Source organism: Mycobacterium sp. 852002-51152_SCH6134967 (genome assembly GCF_001667105.1).
GTDB lineage: Bacteria > Actinomycetota > Actinomycetes > Mycobacteriales > Mycobacteriaceae > Mycobacterium > Mycobacterium neumannii_A.
Genome location: NZ_LZIK01000033.1, coordinates 63,158 through 80,477, shown reverse-complemented (window position 1 = coordinate 80,477; position 17,320 = coordinate 63,158). Strand labels below are relative to the sequence as shown.

The 17,320-nt window shown below is 66.5% G+C and carries 19 protein-coding genes; 6 read left to right on the top strand and 13 right to left on the bottom strand.

The window, feature by feature from the left end:
• Position 1: 1 nt before the first annotated feature.
• The 3 genes from A5790_RS11125 to A5790_RS11115 are packed head-to-tail and all read right to left on the bottom strand — an operon-like array spanning position 2 to position 2,138.
• Positions 2-598, bottom strand: coding sequence for a cytochrome c oxidase subunit 3 (locus A5790_RS11125; protein WP_066843625.1), 597 nt, complete (start codon positions 596-598; stop codon positions 2-4).
• Positions 595-1,434: a hypothetical protein gene (locus A5790_RS11120; RefSeq protein WP_066843623.1), complete on the bottom strand. Its 840-nt coding sequence runs from the start codon at positions 1,432-1,434 to the stop codon at positions 595-597. The genes A5790_RS11125 and A5790_RS11120 overlap by 4 nt, the downstream gene beginning before the upstream one ends.
• Positions 1,431-2,138: a hypothetical protein gene (locus tag A5790_RS11115; RefSeq protein ID WP_066843621.1), complete on the bottom strand. Its 708-nt coding sequence runs from the start codon at positions 2,136-2,138 to the stop codon at positions 1,431-1,433. The genes A5790_RS11120 and A5790_RS11115 overlap by 4 nt, the downstream gene beginning before the upstream one ends.
• 87 nt (positions 2,139-2,225) lie before the next feature.
• Between A5790_RS11115 and A5790_RS11110 the strand changes: the two genes are divergently transcribed.
• Positions 2,226-2,852, top strand: coding sequence for a TetR/AcrR family transcriptional regulator (locus A5790_RS11110; RefSeq protein ID WP_066843619.1), 627 nt, complete (start codon positions 2,226-2,228; stop codon positions 2,850-2,852).
• Here the strand turns inward: A5790_RS11110 and A5790_RS11105 are convergent.
• Together A5790_RS11105 and A5790_RS11100 are read right to left on the bottom strand one after the other, a co-directional pair.
• Complete coding sequence (locus A5790_RS11105; protein ID WP_066843616.1) at positions 2,807-3,694, bottom strand: ArgK/MeaB family GTPase; 888 nt, start codon at positions 3,692-3,694, stop codon at positions 2,807-2,809. The genes A5790_RS11110 and A5790_RS11105 overlap by 46 nt on opposite strands.
• Positions 3,695-3,741: 47 nt before the next feature.
• Positions 3,742-4,887: a thiolase family protein gene (locus A5790_RS11100; protein WP_066843614.1), complete on the bottom strand. Its 1,146-nt coding sequence runs from the start codon at positions 4,885-4,887 to the stop codon at positions 3,742-3,744.
• 74 nt (positions 4,888-4,961) lie between these two features.
• Between A5790_RS11100 and A5790_RS11095 the strand changes: the two genes are divergently transcribed.
• A complete protein-coding gene (locus A5790_RS11095; protein ID WP_066843611.1) occupies positions 4,962-5,726 on the top strand; it encodes an SDR family NAD(P)-dependent oxidoreductase in 765 nt (254 codons plus the stop codon).
• A gap of 225 nt (positions 5,727-5,951) precedes the next feature.
• Here A5790_RS11095 and A5790_RS11090 read toward each other — a convergent pair whose 3' ends face one another.
• Genes A5790_RS11090 through A5790_RS11075 form a run of 4 tightly spaced genes read right to left on the bottom strand, consistent with a single transcriptional unit; the run spans position 5,952 to position 9,990 of the window.
• Positions 5,952-6,719, bottom strand: coding sequence for an enoyl-CoA hydratase/isomerase family protein (locus A5790_RS11090; protein ID WP_066843610.1), 768 nt, complete (start codon positions 6,717-6,719; stop codon positions 5,952-5,954).
• Position 6,720: 1 nt separating this feature from the next.
• On the bottom strand, positions 6,721-7,809 hold the full coding sequence (locus tag A5790_RS11085; protein ID WP_066843608.1) for an acyl-CoA dehydrogenase family protein: 1,089 nt from the start codon (positions 7,807-7,809) through the stop codon (positions 6,721-6,723).
• Positions 7,796-8,608 carry an acyl-CoA dehydrogenase family protein gene (locus A5790_RS11080; protein WP_066843603.1) on the bottom strand — a complete coding sequence of 271 codons (813 nt, stop codon included), beginning with the start codon at positions 8,606-8,608 and terminating at the stop codon, positions 7,796-7,798. Before A5790_RS11080 ends, A5790_RS11085 begins: the two co-directional genes overlap by 14 nt.
• Positions 8,593-9,990, bottom strand: a complete 1,398-nt coding sequence (locus tag A5790_RS11075) for a class I adenylate-forming enzyme family protein (protein ID WP_066843601.1) — start codon at positions 9,988-9,990, stop codon at positions 8,593-8,595. Before A5790_RS11075 ends, A5790_RS11080 begins: the two co-directional genes overlap by 16 nt.
• A 112-nt stretch (positions 9,991-10,102) precedes the next feature.
• On the opposite strand from A5790_RS11075, the gene A5790_RS11070 reads away from it, so the two are divergent.
• A complete protein-coding gene (locus A5790_RS11070) occupies positions 10,103-10,405 on the top strand; it encodes a 2Fe-2S iron-sulfur cluster-binding protein (RefSeq protein WP_066843599.1) in 303 nt (100 codons plus the stop codon).
• Here A5790_RS11070 and A5790_RS11065 read toward each other — a convergent pair.
• The 4 genes from A5790_RS11065 to A5790_RS11050 are packed head-to-tail and all read right to left on the bottom strand — an operon-like array spanning position 10,393 to position 14,428.
• Entirely contained in the window at positions 10,393-11,445 is a 1,053-nt protein-coding gene (locus A5790_RS11065) for a CaiB/BaiF CoA-transferase family protein (protein WP_082961675.1), read from the bottom strand. The genes A5790_RS11070 and A5790_RS11065 overlap by 13 nt on opposite strands.
• Positions 11,442-12,398, bottom strand: coding sequence for an LLM class F420-dependent oxidoreductase (locus tag A5790_RS11060; RefSeq protein ID WP_066843597.1), 957 nt, complete (start codon positions 12,396-12,398; stop codon positions 11,442-11,444). Before A5790_RS11060 ends, A5790_RS11065 begins: the two co-directional genes overlap by 4 nt.
• Positions 12,399-12,434: 36 nt before the next feature.
• Entirely contained in the window at positions 12,435-12,851 is a 417-nt protein-coding gene (locus A5790_RS11055) for a cobalamin B12-binding domain-containing protein (RefSeq protein WP_066843594.1), read from the bottom strand.
• Complete coding sequence (locus A5790_RS11050) at positions 12,851-14,428, bottom strand: methylmalonyl-CoA mutase family protein (RefSeq protein ID WP_066843592.1); 1,578 nt, start codon at positions 14,426-14,428, stop codon at positions 12,851-12,853. The genes A5790_RS11055 and A5790_RS11050 overlap by 1 nt, the downstream gene beginning before the upstream one ends.
• 209 nt (positions 14,429-14,637) lie before the next feature.
• Here A5790_RS11050 and A5790_RS11045 point away from each other — a divergent pair, with 209 nt between their 5' ends.
• Genes A5790_RS11045 through A5790_RS11035 form a run of 3 tightly spaced genes read left to right on the top strand, consistent with a single transcriptional unit; the run spans position 14,638 to position 17,313 of the window.
• A complete protein-coding gene (locus A5790_RS11045) occupies positions 14,638-15,501 on the top strand; it encodes an NAD(P)-dependent oxidoreductase (RefSeq protein WP_066843589.1) in 864 nt (287 codons plus the stop codon).
• Complete coding sequence (locus A5790_RS11040; protein ID WP_066843586.1) at positions 15,498-16,997, top strand: class I adenylate-forming enzyme family protein; 1,500 nt, start codon at positions 15,498-15,500, stop codon at positions 16,995-16,997. Before A5790_RS11045 ends, A5790_RS11040 begins: the two co-directional genes overlap by 4 nt.
• 13 nt (positions 16,998-17,010) lie before the next feature.
• Positions 17,011-17,313, top strand: coding sequence for a hypothetical protein (locus tag A5790_RS11035; protein WP_066843583.1), 303 nt, complete (start codon positions 17,011-17,013; stop codon positions 17,311-17,313).
• Positions 17,314-17,320 lie beyond the last annotated feature (7 nt).

Sequence of the window (17,320 nt, the reverse complement as noted above, 5' to 3'; positions counted from 1 at the left end):
ATCACCTCACGATGTAGAGCATTGCAAAGATCAGCACCCACAGGAAATCGACTGTGTGCCAGTACGTCGCGCCGGTTTCGACGAGTTCCTGCGAGCGTCGCGCCGGGCTGCGCAACTGGTAGAGGACCACACCCAACACGATGAAGCCGATCAACACGTGGATGCAGTGCAGCGACGTGAGGAAGAAGTAGTGCTGGAAGAACTCGGCGCTGGTGAACGTGTTCCCCATGCGGATCTCCAGAATCCACTCGAACACCTTCGACACCACGAACGTCACCCCCAGACCCACGGTCACATAGGCGTACGTCGTCGCCGAACGGTACGAACCGCCGCGCGCGGCTTGCACGCACCGGGCGATCGCCCACGAACTCGTCAGCAGGACAATGGTGTTGAAGACTCCAATCCGCAGGTCAAGATCGGCTTGGGACTGCAGGAAGAGTTCCTCGTTCTGCGTGCGCAGGGCCAGGTAGACCGAAAAGTAGCCGGTGAACAGCAGCGCCTCGAACAACACGAACAGCCACATGTCGGGCTGGCCGGGCACTCGCCGTTGGGGCTGATCCTCGAGCGGTTTCGGCGCGGCGCCAACGACGTCGGTCATCGGGCCGCCTCCACCGCTTCGGTGGCTTCGGTTGAGTCTTTCGGTGGCAGATCGGGCAGCGGTCCCGTGCCGAAATCCTCCCGCTCGATCATTTTGCGCAGCAGCATGATGAACGCCGCGGTGTAGGTGACGAAGACGACCATGTTGATCCACCACGCGATCGCACCGTTCCACGCGAAAGCGCCGCGTTGGAAGATCCAGGCCGGTGCGACGACGACTTCGGTCAGCGCATTGCACAGCCCCAGGTACGCGAACCACTTCGGGAACACGTTGTTCTTGTCGAGCAGGATCGCCACCAGCCAGACCACCGAGCCGACCAGGAAGACGCCCATCGTTCCGCTGAACGACAGGAACGCGAAGTCGTACATCCACACGATCAGTTCGGGGTTACGGTCCGGCCGGAGCGCGCCGACGGTCATCGCGATCGCCATCACGAGCATGCCGGGCAGCGCTGCCAGCGAGTACATGATCAGGTACGAGTAGGCGAAGACACGACTTACCGACATCCGCCACATCGAGTATGCGAGAAGCGCATTCATCGGCGCACACATGCCCGAGATCAGGAACACGACGCCGAACCCGCTGAGCAGGCCGAGATGGCGATCGGCGAACCACTGCACGATCAACGGCGTGTCCCAGTCGGGGCTCGGCGGCGGTTGCACCCGTGTGACGAGGAAGAACAGCACGCCGTACAACTGGTAGAAGACCACCATCACCCACCACGCGAACCACAGCTCACGCTTGGGGTGATAGCGGAAGTTCCAGACCAGCCTGCCCCACCGTGAATCTTTGGGCGGATCGGGCGCCGCCACCGGTTCTGCGCTCAACGCGCTCATGCGCCGACCGCGACTTCGGCACGTTGGCGGCGGATATTCTGGGCGAGAACGACTCCCATCACCACGATCCAGACGGCGATCGCGATGTTCTTGAGCCAGAACGACAGCACGCCGTCCCACGCAAACGGGCCCTCGAACGTCACCGCCCCGAATGCCGCGGGCACCAATGCGGCGGCGATGAACAGATTGAAGTGCGCCACCCATGGCCGAAAGACCGGTTGGTCTCGACGATCCCAATAGATCGCCAGGGCGAGCACCAGACACTGCGCAATCAGGTACGGGACCAGCACCGTGAAGGTGACCCAGGCGAGGTCGTTGAGCAGTTGAGTCAGCTCGGGGGCACGCTCGGGCCGGAACGACCCCAAGAGCCAGAACATGTTGGCGATCAGGAACAGCGTCGGTGGACCGCCCGCGCAGGCGATCAGGCAGTAGGACAGGATCGGCGTGCGGTGTGCCATCTTGCGTACCTGCATCGCCAGCAGGATCACCGTCGGGATCAAACCCACACCGAACCAGTTGAACAGGATCATGCTGTAGCGGATTCGGGCCGTCTCGTCGCGATAGAAGTCTGCGACCTCCTGCGCGGACATCGTCGGTGACATCGGATGCAGGAAGCCGGGAAACAGGAAGAACGCGGACGCCCAGATGATCACCATCGCGGGCAAGGCCCACAGCATGATCAACTCGCCATCAGTTCGTCTCATGTGCGCTCCAAAGTCAGTTGCCGATCGGCTACTCGAACGGTAGCCGATCGGCAACCAAGCGGTCAATGCTGGGCTACCCTCGACGACATGGCGGTGGCAGAGCAAAAATTCAGTGCGATCACCCGCACCGCTGCCCAGACCAGGGTCTTGGACGCCGCGGTGGCCTTGATCGCCGAACACGGGGTCAGCGGCACCTCGCTGCAGATGATCGCGGATGAAATCGGGGTGACCAAGGCGGCGGTGTATCGCCAGTTCAAGACGAAGGAAGAGATCGTCATCGCGATCACCGAACGCGAGATGGGCTATCTTGAGGACGCGCTCGAAGCTGCCGAGTCGGCCGACCACGGCCTCAAGTCACGCGAGATCCTGCTCGACCGGATGATCGACCAGGCCGTCGAACGACGCGGAGTCGTCAGCGTGCTGCAGTTCGATCCGGTGATCATCCGGCTTCAGGCCGAACATGAGCCGTTCCAACGGTTCATCGAGCGTCTGTATGCCGCGCTGCTGGGCACCCAGGCCGGACCGGAGGCCCGGCTGCACGCGGCGGTGCTGTCGAGTGCGATCAGCGTGGCGGTGATGCATCCGCTGGTTTCCGATCTCGACGCCGAAATTCTTCGCGCTCAGTTGATTCGGATGTCCCGCCGGCTGCTCGACCTACCGGAGCAGGCTCAGGGTCGCTCCCGGTCGACGAAGAGGCGCTCGGCGGCGGTGTAGGGGTCGTCGGTGCCGTCGGCGACGGCTGCGGCCAGCCGGTCCAGTTCCGGATGCGTGCGCAGCAGCGTCTGCGCCAGCGACAAGATCTGCGTCCTGGCGCGCGCGGCGCGCCGTTCCGGGCTGTCGGAGCGGTGATGCGCCTCGATCGCGTCGACGAGTTCAGGAAGACCGTCGCCTTGTGCGGCAATCAGTTTCAGGACGGGGGCGCTGCTCTCGGCGCGAAGGTCGCGCACGGTCTGGTCGGCCCCTTCGCGATCGGCCTTGTTCACCACCACGATGTCGGCGACTTCCAGCAGGCCGGCCTTGGCCGCTTGCACGGCGTCACCGGCGCCGGGATTGAGGATGACGACGGTGGGATCGGCGACCGCGGCGATCTCGATCTCGGACTGTCCGACCCCGACGGTCTCCAGCACCACCAGCCCGTAGGACAGCGCCGCGAGAACGCGGATGGCTGCGGGCACCGCGGCGGCCAGCCCACCGAGATGCCCACGGGCGGCGACGGATCGGATCAGCACATCGGGATCGTTGATGTGGGCGGCCATGCGGATCCGGTCGCCGAGCAGCGCTCCCCCGCTGTATGGCGACGACGGGTCGACCGCGAGCACCGCGACGCGCACGCCTCGCTCACGGTACGCGCCGACGAGCGCACCGACCGTCGTCGATTTCCCCGCACCCGGCGGCCCGGTCACTCCCACCACTCGCGGCACCTCTACGGGCCCGAGCGCGTCGAGAAGCTCGCTGCGCCGGGGGCTTTCGACAATGCTGAGCAATCGGCCGGTCGCGCGGGCCGATCCGTTGCGTGCCGCCTCGATGAGCTCCGCAATATCGTCTGAGCTGGTCATCGTCTGGCAGTCTACGGAGCGCCTGCTTGATGCCGCCGCCGGGCGGCTCAGGCCACCTCGATGACCGTTGCCGATCCCATGCCGCCGCCCGCGCACATCGCGGCGACCCCGATCCCCCCGCCGCGCCTGCGCAATTCGTGGACGAGCGTGACGAGCATCCGCGCGCCGGTGGCTGCCACGGGGTGGCCGAGCGAGCAACCGCTTCCGCTGACGTTGACGCGGTCGGGGTTGATGTCGAGCAGTTTGACGGTGGCCACGCACATCGCCGCGAACGCCTCGTTGATCTCGAACAGATCGACGTCGGCGAGCGAAATACCCGCTCGCTTGAGCGCTTTCGGGATCGCCTCGACGGGCGCCAGTCCGGTGAAAGCAGGATCGACGCCGACCGATGCCCACGCCTGAACGGTGCCCAACGAGGCCAGCCCGAGCCGGTCGCTGGCCAACGTCAGCACGGCGGCGCCGTCGTTGGCGCCGCAGGCGTTGCCTGCGGTGATGGAGAAGCCCTCGATCTCAGGATGCAGCGGCTTGAGCGCGGCCAGCTTCTCGATGCTGGTGTCGCGACGCGGATGCTCATCGGTATCGAACTGTCCGTAGGGCGTCTCGATCGGAACGATCTCGTCCTTGAAGCGGCCCTCGTCGATCGCCTGGATCGCCTTGCGGTGCGAGCCGAGCGCCCACTCGTCCATCTCTTCGCGGCTGACGCCCGCGCGCACGGCAGCGTTCCAGCCGACGGTGATCGACATGTCCATGTTCGGCGCGTCGGCGCGGTCAGGGTGCGTCGGGGGAAACCAGTCGAGCATCGCGGCGTCTTTCGCGCTGCTGGCGCGGCGGGTGAAGCGCGGCGTGGTGGAGGCGGAGTTCACCCCACCGGCGATCACCACCTGGTCCATGCCGGCGCGGATGCTGGCGGCGGCGCTCTGGACCGCGGCCTGGCCCGCGGCGCAATGCCGGTTGTTCGACAGCCCGGGCACCGAGGTCAGGCCCGCGGTGATTGCGGCGTGGCGGGCGATCACACCGCCGCCGTAGAGCCCCTCGCCGAGGATGACGTCGTCGATCGGCAGCCCGTTCACCTCGCCGGCTGCCGCGCCGACCACGTGCTCGGCCAGCTCGTAGGCGTCGGTGTCTCGCAACGTGCCCTTCATCGCGGTGCCGATGGGGGTGCGCAGTGCAGAAACGATCACGGCTTCAGGCATGTGTATCTCCGTCTCGACGTATGAGAATGTTATTCTCTCAAGCCGAGAGTGCCAGTTGCAAGAAGGGGAACCATATGCAGATCGCGGGTAGCTCGGCAATCGTGGTTGGTGGCGCCGGCGGTCTCGGCGAGGCGACGGTGCGCCGGTTGCACGGCGCGGGAGCCAAGGTCGTCGTCGCGGACATGGCCGACGACAAGGGCAAGAAGCTGGAGAGCGAACTCGGTGTGCGCTACGTCCGCACCGACGCGACGTCCGAGGAGTCCGTCAACGCGGCGATCGCCGAGGCCGCGGCGCTGGCGCCCCTGCGGATCTCCGTGGACACCCACGGCGGCCCGGCCAGCGGTGGCCGGCTGATCGGCAAGGACGGCTCCCCGCTGGCCCTCGACGGCTTCAAGACGACGATCGAGTTCTATCTGACCGCGGTCTTCAACGTGATGCGGCTGGCGGCTGCCGAGATCGCGAAGTCCGAGCCGCTCGACGAGGGCGCCCGCGGCGTGATCGTCAACACCGCGTCGATCGCCGGTTACGAGGGTCAGATCGGCCAGCTGCCGTATGCCGCGGCCAAGGGCGGCGTGATCGGCATGACGCTGAATGCGGCCCGCGATCTCTCGCCGCTGGGTATCCGCGTGGTCACCATCGCGCCGGGCACCATCAACACCCCCGCGTACGGACAGGCCGCCGACCAACTCGAGCAGTACTGGGGTCCGCAGGTGCCGTTCCCCAAGCGGATGGGCCGGTCGACGGAGTACGCGCAACTGGCGCAGAGCATCATCGAGAACGACTATCTCAACGGCGAAATCATCCGCCTCGACGGAGCACTGCGCTTCCCACCCAAGTAGTTTCTTCTTTACTCCTTGTTCCGCGAGCGTGCGTGTCTGCACACGACACGCCGCGGTTCTACAGCAGTTTGCGCACCGTCGCGCCAGCGTGACGGTGCGCGTTTGCACATGACGAACCGTGCCGCGCGCTTTGAGGCCGCTTTGTGCGCACGCTCGCCATGCCTTGAGCGTGCCCAAAATGCCGACAAAGAGCGGCGTGTCGTGTGCAGACACGCACGCTCGCGCCTATTTCTTCTTGGCGTTCAGGCGGGTGACGATCTCGCGGAAGTCGTCGGTCTTGAACGACTGCTCCTCCGCGGTGTTGGCGTAGTCGAGCACGGCCAGCACCGACCGCTCGAGGTGAATGTTCAACAGCCGCTTGGTGCTTTCGACCGCCTGGCGCGGCAGTTCCATGATCTTCTTCGCACAGGCGATCGCCTCGCTCAGCGGGTCTTCGACGACGTGATTGGCCAGGCCCAGTTCGGCGGCGCGCTGCGCCGAGATCCGCGCGCCGGTCAGCGCGTACTCCTTGGCGTGCAGCAGGCTCATCTCCAGCGGCCACACCAGCGGTCCACCGTCGGCGGCGACCAACCCGACCTGGACGTGTGGATCGGCGAGGTAGGCATCGTCTTTGATGTAGACGATGTCGGACAACGCCACCAGGCTGCAGCCCAGCCCCATCGCGGGACCGTTGACGGCCGCCACCACCGGAATCCGGCAGCGCGCCATGCCCAGCACGATCTCGCGCCCGTGCAGGATCGTCTTGGCACGCAGGTCCGCGTCCTGACGCAGCTCCTCGAGATAACCGAAGTCGCCGCCGGCCGAAAATGCCCTTCCCGCACCGGTGATCACCGCCGCGCGAGCCTCCCGGTCCTCGGCCAGCCGCGGCCACAGCCAGGCGAGTCCGCTGTGCAGGTCGTCGTTGACCGAATTCAGGGAGTCCGGCCGGTTCAGGGTGATGATGCGCAACGGGCCGTCGGCCTGAACGTCGATCTCCGGTGGTAGGTCGTACAACTTAGACTCCTAATCCGAGAATGCGCGAAGCGATGATGTTCTTCTGAATCTGGGAGGTACCGCCCATCACGCTCTGCGCGCGGCTGTACATATAGGCCCCGAACAACTCGGGATCGCCGGTGCCGACGGTGGCCAGCGCGGCGTGGCCGACCGACTGCTCGGTCCAGGTCATCAGCAGCTTGTCCAGCGAGCCCTGCGGCCCGTGCGTCAGCCCGTCGAGCTGTTCGGACAGCCGCCTGCGCACGTGCAGCCGCAGCATCTCGGTCTGCACCCACGCCCACGCCAGCTCCTCGGGAGCCGGGCCTTCCACGCGGGCGGCCAACTGCCGCACCAGCTTTCCATAGCGGGCCGAGAACCCCAGCGTCGACGGCTCGCGCTCGTGGCTGACGACGGTCATAGCCAACTTCCAGCCCTCACCGGGCGCACCGACCATGTTCTCCGCCGGCACCCGGGCCCCATCGAACAGCACCTGGCCGAACTCCTTGGTGACGCCGCTGATCATCTTCAACGGCCGCTGTTCTATCCCCGGCTGGTGCATCGACACGATGAACGCCGAAATGCCCTTGTGCTTGGGCACATCTTTCTCGGTGCGGGCCAGCAGCAGACACCAGTCGGCCACGTCGGAATAGCTGGTCCAGATCTTGTGGCCGTGGACGACGTACTCGTCGCCCTCGCGAGTCGCGGTCGTCGTCAGCGATGCCAGATCGGAACCCGCACCCGGCTCGGAGAAGCCCTGGCACCACCGCTCCGTGCCGTTGATCATGCCGGGCAGGAAGCGCTGGCGAAGCTCCTCGCTGCCGTGGTGCGACATTCCGACCACCAGATAGCCGAGGCTCGGCCGCGCCGGCGCCCCCGCCTTGGCGATCTCCTCGTCGACGATGACGTCGTAAACCGGCGGCAGATCTTGTCCGCCATACTCTTTCGGCCACGACGTGCCGAAGAAGCCGGCTTCGTAGAGTGCCTGGTGCCAGGCTCCCTGGGCGGCCCAGTACTCGTCGCCCGACGTCGGGAACCTGCCCTTCTGTTCGGTCAGCCAGCCGCGTAGCCGCTCGCGGAACGCGGCTTCCTCCGGTGAGTCACGAAAGTCCAATGGACAGCTCCTCCAACTTCACGGGCCACGTCTCGGTGGCGGCCAACACCCGGCGCAGGTAGACGTGGGCCAGGCACTCCCAGGTGTTACCGATTCCGCCGTGCACCTGTATCGAGGTCTCACAGACGGTCAAAGCCGAGCGCGCACAGTAGATTTTGGCGACCCGCGCCGCCTCGATCGCCTCGGTGGGCGGCAACTCGTCGACCGCCCACGCGGCATGCCGCAGCACGCTGACCGAGCCCTCGATCAGCGCGAGGCTCTCGGCCAGGAGATGACCGACCGCCTGATAGGAGCCGATCGTCGCACCGTACTGTTCGCGCACCTTGGCGTATTCGACGGCCAGATCCTGCGCTCCTCTGGCCGCGCCGACCAGGTCGGCGCACGTCACCGTCAACGCCAGCGCGCGCCACCGGCCCGCGTCCTGCTCGGACAGACCGTCGAGCTCGGCGGGCGACTCGACCACGCCGTCAAGGCTTTTCGTCAGGTCCACCGACTCCGCCGCCTCCGCGCCAACCGGCTCACGACCGCTGCGCATCTTGAGGTCGTCGGCGAGCACGGGCCCGATGAAGGGCACGTCGACAAGCTTTCGGGCGAACTCCTCGGCCACGATCGCGACTTCGACCCCCGATGCGCCGTCCGAGCGAAGCGTGCGAAATCCCGTGGCGTCCACGGCCTTCTCCAGCCTGGCAACCCGATTCGCATCGTCGAGGTCGGCCACCGACCCAGGACCGAGGTCGTCGGCCAGGCTCGCGGCGGCGGACCTCAGCTGTTGTTGTTCACTGGTCAGACGGACGTCCACAAATGCTCCTTCAGCACTCGACGCAAGACCTTGCCCGATGGCAGGCGCGGGACCTCGGGCACGACGAGGACCCGGCTGGGTCGCTTGTACGACGCCAACCGCTCCCCGACCCACGACACCAGATCATTCTCCGGCACTGATGTATTCACCTTCACGGCGGCGATGATCGCTTCGCCGTTGACGGTGTCGGGCACACCGAACACCGCGCAGTCCTCGACGGCGGCGTGCCCGTGCAGAATCGCCTCCACCTCCGCGGGTGCGACCTGAAAACCACGCACCTTGATCATTTCCTTCGACCGGTCGGTGATGCGCAGCCACCCGTCGTCGTCGAGGAAACCAACGTCACCCGTGCGATACCAGCCGTCGTGGAATGCTCCGGCGGTCGCGGACGAGGGCAGATAACCCGCCATCACCGAATCCGATTGCACCTCGATCTCGCCGGCCTCACCCACCCCGAGGACCGCACCGGTGTCCAGTGACACCACCCGCACGCGCACGCCCGGTACGGGCCGGCCCACGGTGTCCAGGTGGTTGCCGTCGATGTCGTTGCACGAGATCACCGGCAACTCGCTTGCGCCGTATGCGGTCACCCACTTCACCCCGGTCCTGGCGGTGACGGCTTCGGCGACGCTGGCCGTGACAGGGGTCGCGCACCACATGATGTAGCGCAGAGACGAAAGGTCGTAGGACTCCAGATCGGGATGTGCAGCAAGCGCCAAAGCAATTGGGGCGACCGCCATCTCGATGGTGATCCGGTCGCTCTCGATATGTCGCAGCATGAGCTCGATGTCGAAGCGCCGATGCAGTCGGATCCACGTGCCGGTCTCGAGCGCCATGACGATGTTGAGCAGGCCCAGAATGTGCGACGGCGGCGTCATGATCTGCATGCGGTCCGAGGCAGACAGCTGCAGCGCGTCGCGCCAGTGCCGCACCGCGACATCGAACGCCGCATGGGTATGACGTACCGCCTTCGGCATGCCGGTGGTGCCCGAGCTGAACACGAACATCGCGTCGCTCTGCGGATCGGGTGAGTGGAACTCGCGCCGCCCCGGCTCGATCGGGTCGTCGAGCGAGAGCATCGGCATGAGTTCGGCGAGCACCGGGTGATCGCCGACCGCGTGCGTCGGTCGGGTCAGTGCGAGGGCGTGCTCGATCTCTGCGCGCCGCCACGCCGGGCTGAGCAGTACTGCCGAGGCGCCCAGCTGCCAGACGGCGCGCAGCGCGACGACGAACTCCGGGCGATTGGACGACATGAGCGCCACTCGGTCTCCGGCGTGCACACCGCGCCGCTCCAGGGTGGCCGCCATGCCTGCGGCCAGCGCATCCAGCTGCGACAGCGTGTATTCACGCTGCTCGAAGGCGAGCGCGATCGCCTCACTCACACTCTGTCCTCACTAGTGTCAACCGAGCCGGATTTCGCTTTGAGAATAGCGTATCATTTAACGAGAATGATATTCTCGCTCAGTTAGAACCGATATGCCAGGAGAGCTATAGATGACGGCGGATCCGATGCCTGACCAACCAGGACAGGTGACGATCGTCCTCGACCGCAAGAAGGTATCGGTGTCGCGCGTCGCCAACGAGACGCTGCTGGAAAGCGCCAGGCGAGCCGGATTGTCGCCGCCCTTCTCGTGCGAAGCCGGCAACTGCGGCACCTGCATGGGCAAGCTGACCGAGGGCCGCGCGACGATGCGCATCAACGACGCCCTCGACGAGGACGAGGTCGAAGAGGGATACATCCTGACCTGCCAAGCGATCCCGGAAACCGACACGATCAGCGTGACCTACGACGACTGAGCCGCGATATCGCCGTGTTCGTCGACGCGGGGTGCCGGCCGGTATTCGGGGTCATAGCCGACGATCTGAATCGGGCTGCGCACCAACCGGAAATCCCCCGCGGTGACGACCACCTCGGGCGTCTGCTCCAACGCTTCGGGCAGTGTGCGCACCGCGGCGACGGGAATTCCCAGCGGACGCAACCGCGACTCCCAACTCGCGGCGGTGTCGGTGGCCAACGCCGCGGCCACCACCGCCAGCACCTCGTCGCGCTGGGCTGCCCGTTCGGCCATGGTCGGAAAACCCTCGATACCCGCTTCGGCCGAGAACGCCCGCCAGAACCCGTCATGGGTGATGAACAGCGCCAGATAACCGTCCGCCGTCGCGAACAGTTGCGCCGGAACGTAATACGAGTGCGCCCCAAACGGATAGCGCAACGGCTCCGCACCGTCGTTGAGGTACGCCGACGCGCGGTAGTTCAACTGGGAGAACATCACATCCCGCAGCGACACGTCGACCTGACCACCACGGCCCGACACGATCTGCGCCAGCAGACCCAACGCCGCGGCCAGCCCGGTCGAGTTGTCTGCCGACGAGTACCCCGGCAAGGTCGGCGGTTCGTCCGGATGTCCGGTCATGGCCGCGACGCCGGTCGCCGCCTGAATGACGTAGTCGAACGCCGGATCGTCGCCGCCCTCCAGCCCGAAGCCCGTCATCGCCACACAGACGATGCGTTCGTTGAACCGCTTGAGAGAATCGTACGTCAGGCCGAGCTTCTTGATCGCCGACGGTTTCATATTCACCAGCAGCGCATGGGAATCCGCGACGAGTTCGCCCAGTCGCTGCCGCCCGGCGTCCGACCGCAGGTCAAGCACGACGCTCTTCTTGTTGCGGTTGAGACTGGCGAAGTAGCTGTCGCCGACCTGCCGCGAGATCTCGCCACCCGGCGGCTCGACCTTGATGACCTCGGCGCCCAGGTCCGCCAACAGCATGGTGGCGTACGGCCCGGCCAGCATGACGCCAACCTCGATGATGCGGATACCGGCCAGCGGGCCGCTCACCGCACAGCCTTGGCCAGTTCGCCGATCACCTCGCGCGTCCTGTACTTCGACGCAATGAGTTCGTCGCGGCTCTCGCCGATCGGCAGCAGCCGCACCGACAGGTCGGTGACTCCCGCATCGGCGAACCGCTTGAACCGCGCCAGGATGGCTTCCTCGTCACCGGCCGCACACAAGTCACCCACGTCACGCGCGTCGCCACGGTCCAACAATCGCTGGTAGTTCGGCGACGTCTCGGCCTCGGCGAGAATACGGTTCGCCCGCGCTTTGGCCGTCTCGATCTCCGAATTCGCGCACAGGCACACCGGAATGCCCGCAACGATGCGCGGAGCGGGCCTGCCCGCCTCGGCGGCAGCCTTGTTGATCTTGGGCGCGATGTGCTCGCCGATCGCCTTCTCATCGGCCATCCACAGCACGGTGCCGTCGGCGCGCTCCCCGGCGATCTGCAGCATCACCGGGCCCAACGCGGCCACCAGCACCGGCAGCGGGCGCTCCGCGCCGAGGACGGTGGGGTTGTGCACCGTGAAGGTGTCGTTCTCGACGTCGACGTCGCCGGGGCCTGCGAGCGCGGCGTTGAGCACCTCAAGATAGTCGCGGGTGTAGGCGGCCGGCTTCTCATAGGGAATCCCGAGCATGTCGCGCACGATCCAGTGGTGTGACGGTCCCACGCCGAGCGCGAGGCGCCCGCCCGCCATCGCATGCACCGACAAGGCCTGACGCGCAAGTGCGATCGGGTGCTGCGCCTGCAGCGGCACCACCGCGGTACCCAGCTCGATCTTCGAGGTGTGGGCGGCCATCAGCGCCACCATGGTCAGGCAGTCGAAGTCGTTGGGCACCTGCGGCATCCACGCGGTGTCCATTCCCGCCGATTCGGCCCACTCGATATCGGAGACCAGCTTGTTCACCTTGCGCGCCATATCGCCGCGTTCGGCCCCGATCATCACGCCAAGGCGCATGTCAGTTCGTCCTCCGGAAATTCAGTGCCGAGCAGGTCACTGGTGGCTCATCGTCAGCTTGCGGACCTCGTCGACCAGGGTGTCGAGCGACGTGCCCGTCGGGAACACCGCAGCCGCGCCCGCGGACAGGAGCTTGGGCACGTCACCCTGCGGGATGGTGCCGCCGACGACGACCGCGATGTCGCCGGCGTCGGCCGCGCGCAGAGCCTCCACCGTCCGCGTGGTGAGCGCCACGTGCGCGCCGGAGAGGATCGAAAGACCCACCAGCGCAACGTCTTCCTGCAAAGCGATCGACACGATGTCTTCGATGCGCTGACGGATTCCGGTGTAGATCACCTCGAAACCCGCATCGCGCAGCGTCCGTGCGACGATCTTGGCGCCGCGGTCGTGTCCGTCCAGCCCGGGTTTGGCGACCAGAACCCGCACCGGGCCGGCCGTCGAAGAGTCCGCCATCAGAACACCACCGGCTGCTGGAACTCGCCCCACACCGACTTGAGCGTCGAAACCATCTCTCCCACAGTGCAGTAGGCATTGGCGCAGTCGACCAGCTTGTGCATCAGGTTGTCGTCGCCTTCCGCCGAACGCGCCAGCGCCGCCAACGCCTCCTTGACCGCGGTGGCGTCGCGCTCGGCCTTGACTTTCGCCAGCCGCTTGAGTTGCAGGTCGCGGCCCTCGGCGTCGAGTTCGTAGGTCGCGATCTCGGGCGGCGGCTCATCGGAGACGAACTTGTTGACCCCCACCACCGGTCGCGCACCGGACTCGATCTCCTGGTGGATCTTGAACGCCTCGTCGGCGATCAGACCCTGCAGGTAGCCGTCCTCGATCGCACGGACCATGCCGCCGTGGGTCTCGAGATCGTGCATGATCTCGATGATCTTCTCCTCCGTCGCGTCGGTGAGCGCCTCGACGAAGTACGACCCGCCGAGCGGATCGGCGACCTTGGTCACGCCGGTCTCATAAGCGAGGATCTGCTGCGTACGCAACGCCAGCGTGGCCGACTCCTCACTGGGCAGGGCGAACGGTTCGTCCCACGCCGCGGTGAACATCGACTGCACACCACCCAGTACCGCGGCCATCGCCTCATACGCGACGCGAACGAGGTTGTTCTGGGCCTGCGGCGCGAACAGCGATGCGCCGCCGGCCACACAACCGAACCGGAACATCGACGCCTTGTCCGACGACGCCCCGTAGCGCTCGCGCACGATCGTCGCCCAGCGCCGCCGACCAGCGCGGTACTTGGCGATCTCCTCGAAGAAGTCCCCGTGGGTGTAGAAGAAGAACGAGATCTGCGGCGCGAACTGGTCGATGGTCATGCGCCCGCGCTCGACGACGGTGTCGCAGTACGTGACGCCGTCGGCGAGGGTGAACGCCATCTCCTGCACCGCGTTGGCGCCCGCGTCGCGGAAGTGCGCCCCGGCCACCGAGATCGCGTTGAACTTGGGCACCTCGGCCGCGCAGAACTCGATGGTGTCGGCGATCAGTCGCAGCGACGGCTCGGGCGGCCAGATCCAGGTCCCGCGCGACGCGTACTCCTTGAGGATGTCGTTCTGAATGGTGCCGGTGAGCTTGGCCCGCGGCACCCCCTTCTTCTCCGCGGCCGCGACGTAGAACGCCAGCAGGATGGCCGCCGTGCCGTTGATCGTGAAGCTGGTGCTGATCTTGTCCAGCGGAATGCCGTCGAAGAGGATCTCCGCGTCGGCGAGGGTGTCGACCGCGACACCGACGCGGCCCACCTCCTCGCCGTATTCGGGGTCGTCGGAGTCGTAGCCGCACTGCGTGGGCAGATCCAGCGCGACCGACAGCCCGGTGCCGCCCTGATCCAGCAGGTAGCGGTAGCGCCGATTGGACTCCTCAGGCGTACCGAACCCCGAGTACTGGCGAAACGTCCACGTCTTGCCGCGGTAGCCCGTCGCGAAGTTTCCGCGCGTGAACGGATAGGTGCCGGGCGGAGGCGGCTCCGTCACCCTGTCCGCTGGCCCATAAACCGGCTCGAGCGGGAGCCCCGACGGGGTCTGTACTGGCTCGCTCATCACGGATAACGTACTTGCAAAAAATGAGAATGCCAATACCGCACGCCGGAAACGTGCACCGAGGACAGGGCGTGACCCGGCGGTAAAAGGTGCCGAAGGCGCGGTACACAGCGAATATGGCACTTGCGTAAAATGAGAACGCTAATACCGGCCACGTCCGGTGTCGGCTAGCATCGTGGGGCGACGCTGGTCGCAGACAAAGGAGGTCCATGTCCGCCTTCACTGACCGCACACTCGTCGTCTCCGGCGGCAGTCGCGGCATCGGTCTCGCGATCGGCCTCGCCGCGGCCAGGCGCGGGGCCAACGTCGTGCTGCTGGCCAAGACCGCCGAACCGCATCCGAAGCTGCCGGGCACCGTGCACACCGCAGTCGCCGAGGTGGAGGCCGCCGGCGGCAAGGGCGTGGCGGTGGTCGGCGACGTCCGCAAAGAAGAGGATGTGCAGCGCGCGGTCGACGCGGCCGTCGAGCATTTCGGCGGCGTGGACGTCGTGGTCAACAACGCCAGCGCCATCGCCACCGAACCCACCGAGCAACTGGCCGCCAAGAAGTTCGACCTGATGATGGACATCAACGTCCGCGGCACGTTCCTGCTCACCAAGGCGGCGCTGCCGTATCTGCGCAAGTCGGCGGCGCGCGCCGAAGGAGCCGAGCAGCCGGGAGCGCATGTGATCACGCTGGCGCCGCCGCTGAACATGAACCCGCGCTGGCTGGGCGCCCACCCCTCCTACACCCTGTCGAAGTACGGAATGACCCTGCTCTCGCTGGGATGGGCTGAAGAGTTCCGCCAGGAACGGGGTGGGGCCGGCATCGGATTCAGCTGCCTGTGGCCCGAGACCTACATCGCGACCTCCGCGGTCGCCAACGCCCCGGGCTTCCAAGAAATGCTGGAGCGGTCGCGCGACCCTCAGATCATGGGCGACGCGGCCGCGCTGATCCTGTCCCGACCCGCCGCCGATGTGAACGGCAAATGCTTCATCGACTCCGAACTACTCGCTGAATCCGGCGTGACGGACCTGTCGCGCTACGGCGGTGGGGACGACCCCATCCTTGATATCTTCGTCGACAAGTCATGAGCATCTCACTGCTGCTCGAGATGGCCTCGAGCAATCCGGACCGCACCGCCGTGGTGTCGGGTGAATTGCGGCTGACCACAGGTGAGTTGAGCGCCCTGGCCGACGGCGGGGCCGGCGTCATCGCGGCGTCGGGCGCGTCGCACGTCGCGTACGTCGGCATGGGCGGGGCGATGCTGCCCCTGCTGCTGTTCTCGTCCGCGCGCGCCGCGGTGCCGGTGACGCCGCTGAACTACCGGCTGTCCGCCGACGGGCTTCGTGAGCTCATCGATCGCCTCCCCCAGCCCCTCGTCGTCGCCGACGCCGAATACCGCGAGATGGTGGCCGGCGTGGGCAAGCAGGTGATCGGGTCCGACGAGTTTCTCCACGCCGCGCGTACCGCCGAGCCGGCCGCGGAGTTCCCCGACCCCGAAGACGTGGGGGTCGTGCTGTTCACGTCGGGAACCACGTCGCGGCCGAAAGCCGTTGAGCTGACGCACAGCAACCTCACCAGCTATATCACCGGCACGGTGGAGTTCGACTCCGCCGAAGCCGGCGACGCCGCGTTGATCTGTGTTCCGCCGTATCACATCGCCGGTGTCAGTGCGGCGCTGTCCAACCTGTACGCCGGCCGAAAGATGGTGTACCTGCCGCAGTTCGACGCCCACGAATGGATCCGGTTGGTGCGCGATGAGGGCGTGACGTCGGCGACGGTCGTGCCGACGATGCTGGACCGCATCGTGGCTGCCCTGGAGTCGGACAACGTGGCGCTGCCGACCCTGCGCAGCCTGGCCTACGGCGGCTCGAAGGTGCCACTTCCATTGGTGCGCAAGGCGCTTTCGCTGCTGCCGGACGTCGGCTTCGTCAACGCCTACGGCTTGACCGAGACCAGCTCGACCATCGCCGTGCTCGGGCCCGATGACCACCGCGAGGCGCTCGCCTCATCCGTCGAGTCCGTGCTGCGCAGGCTGGGCTCGGTCGGCCAGCCGGTGCCGGGGATCGAGGTTCAGATCCGCAACTCCGACGGCGAAGTGCTCGGCCCCGGGCAGACCGGGGAACTCTTCGTCCGCGGCGAACAGGTGTCCGGCCGCTACACCGAGATCGGATCGGTGCTCGACGCCGACGGGTGGTTCCCGACCAAGGACATCGCGATGCTCGACGAGGACGGCTACCTGTTCATCGGTGGGCGCTCCGACGACACGATCATCCGCGGTGGCGAGAACATCGCACCGGCCGAGATCGAGGACGTCCTGGTCGAGCATCCGGCGGTGCGCGATTGTGCCGTGGTGGGGCCCGAGGACCCGCAGTGGGGACAGATCATCGTCGCGGTCGTGGTCCCGGCCGACACTCCGGACGGCCCGGCCACCCCGGACGCCGACGAACTGCGTGAGCATGTGCGCCGCCAGTTGCGTGGATCGCGAACGCCCGACCGCGTCGTGTTCCGCGACGAGTTGCCGACCAACGCGACCGGCAAGGTGCTGCGTCGAGAACTGATCGCCGAGTTGACAGCCACCAAATAGCAAGGAGCCCAGCATGATCAAGAACGGCACGCGACTGCAGAGCCAGGTGTGTGACACCCAGGTCATCGTCGTGCGCAGCTCGGACAGCCTCGACGACCTGCGTGCGGGCGGCGTTCCGATGGTGCCCCTGGACGCCGAGAAGTCCGCCGACGCCCAGATGGACCCGGAACTGTCCGGCGGCAACGCGATGGGTAAGCGCTACGTCGACGAGAACGGCGCCGAGGTCCTGGTGACCAAAGCCGGGACCGGAACACTGAGCGTGGGCACCACGCCGCTGTCTCTCAAGGAAGCCAAGCCGCTACCTGCCAGCGACTGATACCTTC

What these genes read in the sequence shown, in the direction of transcription:
- A5790_RS11095 (WP_066843611.1), top strand. Translation starts at nt 4,962, where the DNA reads ATGCAGATCGCGGGTAGCTCGGCAATCGTGGTTGGTGGCGCCGGCGGT.
- A5790_RS11060 (WP_066843597.1), bottom strand. Translation starts at nt 12,398, where the DNA reads ATGCGCCTTGGCGTGATGATCGGGGCCGAACGCGGCGATATGGCGCGC.
- A5790_RS11115 (WP_066843621.1), bottom strand. Translation starts at nt 2,138, where the DNA reads ATGAGACGAACTGATGGCGAGTTGATCATGCTGTGGGCCTTGCCCGCG.
- A5790_RS11125 (WP_066843625.1), bottom strand. Translation starts at nt 598, where the DNA reads ATGACCGACGTCGTTGGCGCCGCGCCGAAACCGCTCGAGGATCAGCCC.
- A5790_RS11040 (WP_066843586.1), top strand. Translation starts at nt 15,498, where the DNA reads ATGAGCATCTCACTGCTGCTCGAGATGGCCTCGAGCAATCCGGACCGC.
- A5790_RS11050 (WP_066843592.1), bottom strand. Translation starts at nt 14,428, where the DNA reads ATGAGCGAGCCAGTACAGACCCCGTCGGGGCTCCCGCTCGAGCCGGTT.
- A5790_RS11045 (WP_066843589.1), top strand. Translation starts at nt 14,638, where the DNA reads ATGTCCGCCTTCACTGACCGCACACTCGTCGTCTCCGGCGGCAGTCGC.
- A5790_RS11105 (WP_066843616.1), bottom strand. Translation starts at nt 3,694, where the DNA reads ATGACCAGCTCAGACGATATTGCGGAGCTCATCGAGGCGGCACGCAAC.
- A5790_RS11110 (WP_066843619.1), top strand. Translation starts at nt 2,226, where the DNA reads ATGGCGGTGGCAGAGCAAAAATTCAGTGCGATCACCCGCACCGCTGCC.
- A5790_RS11035 (WP_066843583.1), top strand. Translation starts at nt 17,011, where the DNA reads ATGATCAAGAACGGCACGCGACTGCAGAGCCAGGTGTGTGACACCCAG.
- A5790_RS11100 (WP_066843614.1), bottom strand. Translation starts at nt 4,887, where the DNA reads ATGCCTGAAGCCGTGATCGTTTCTGCACTGCGCACCCCCATCGGCACC.
- A5790_RS11055 (WP_066843594.1), bottom strand. Translation starts at nt 12,851, where the DNA reads ATGGCGGACTCTTCGACGGCCGGCCCGGTGCGGGTTCTGGTCGCCAAA.
- A5790_RS11070 (WP_066843599.1), top strand. Translation starts at nt 10,103, where the DNA reads ATGACGGCGGATCCGATGCCTGACCAACCAGGACAGGTGACGATCGTC.
- A5790_RS11120 (WP_066843623.1), bottom strand. Translation starts at nt 1,434, where the DNA reads ATGAGCGCGTTGAGCGCAGAACCGGTGGCGGCGCCCGATCCGCCCAAA.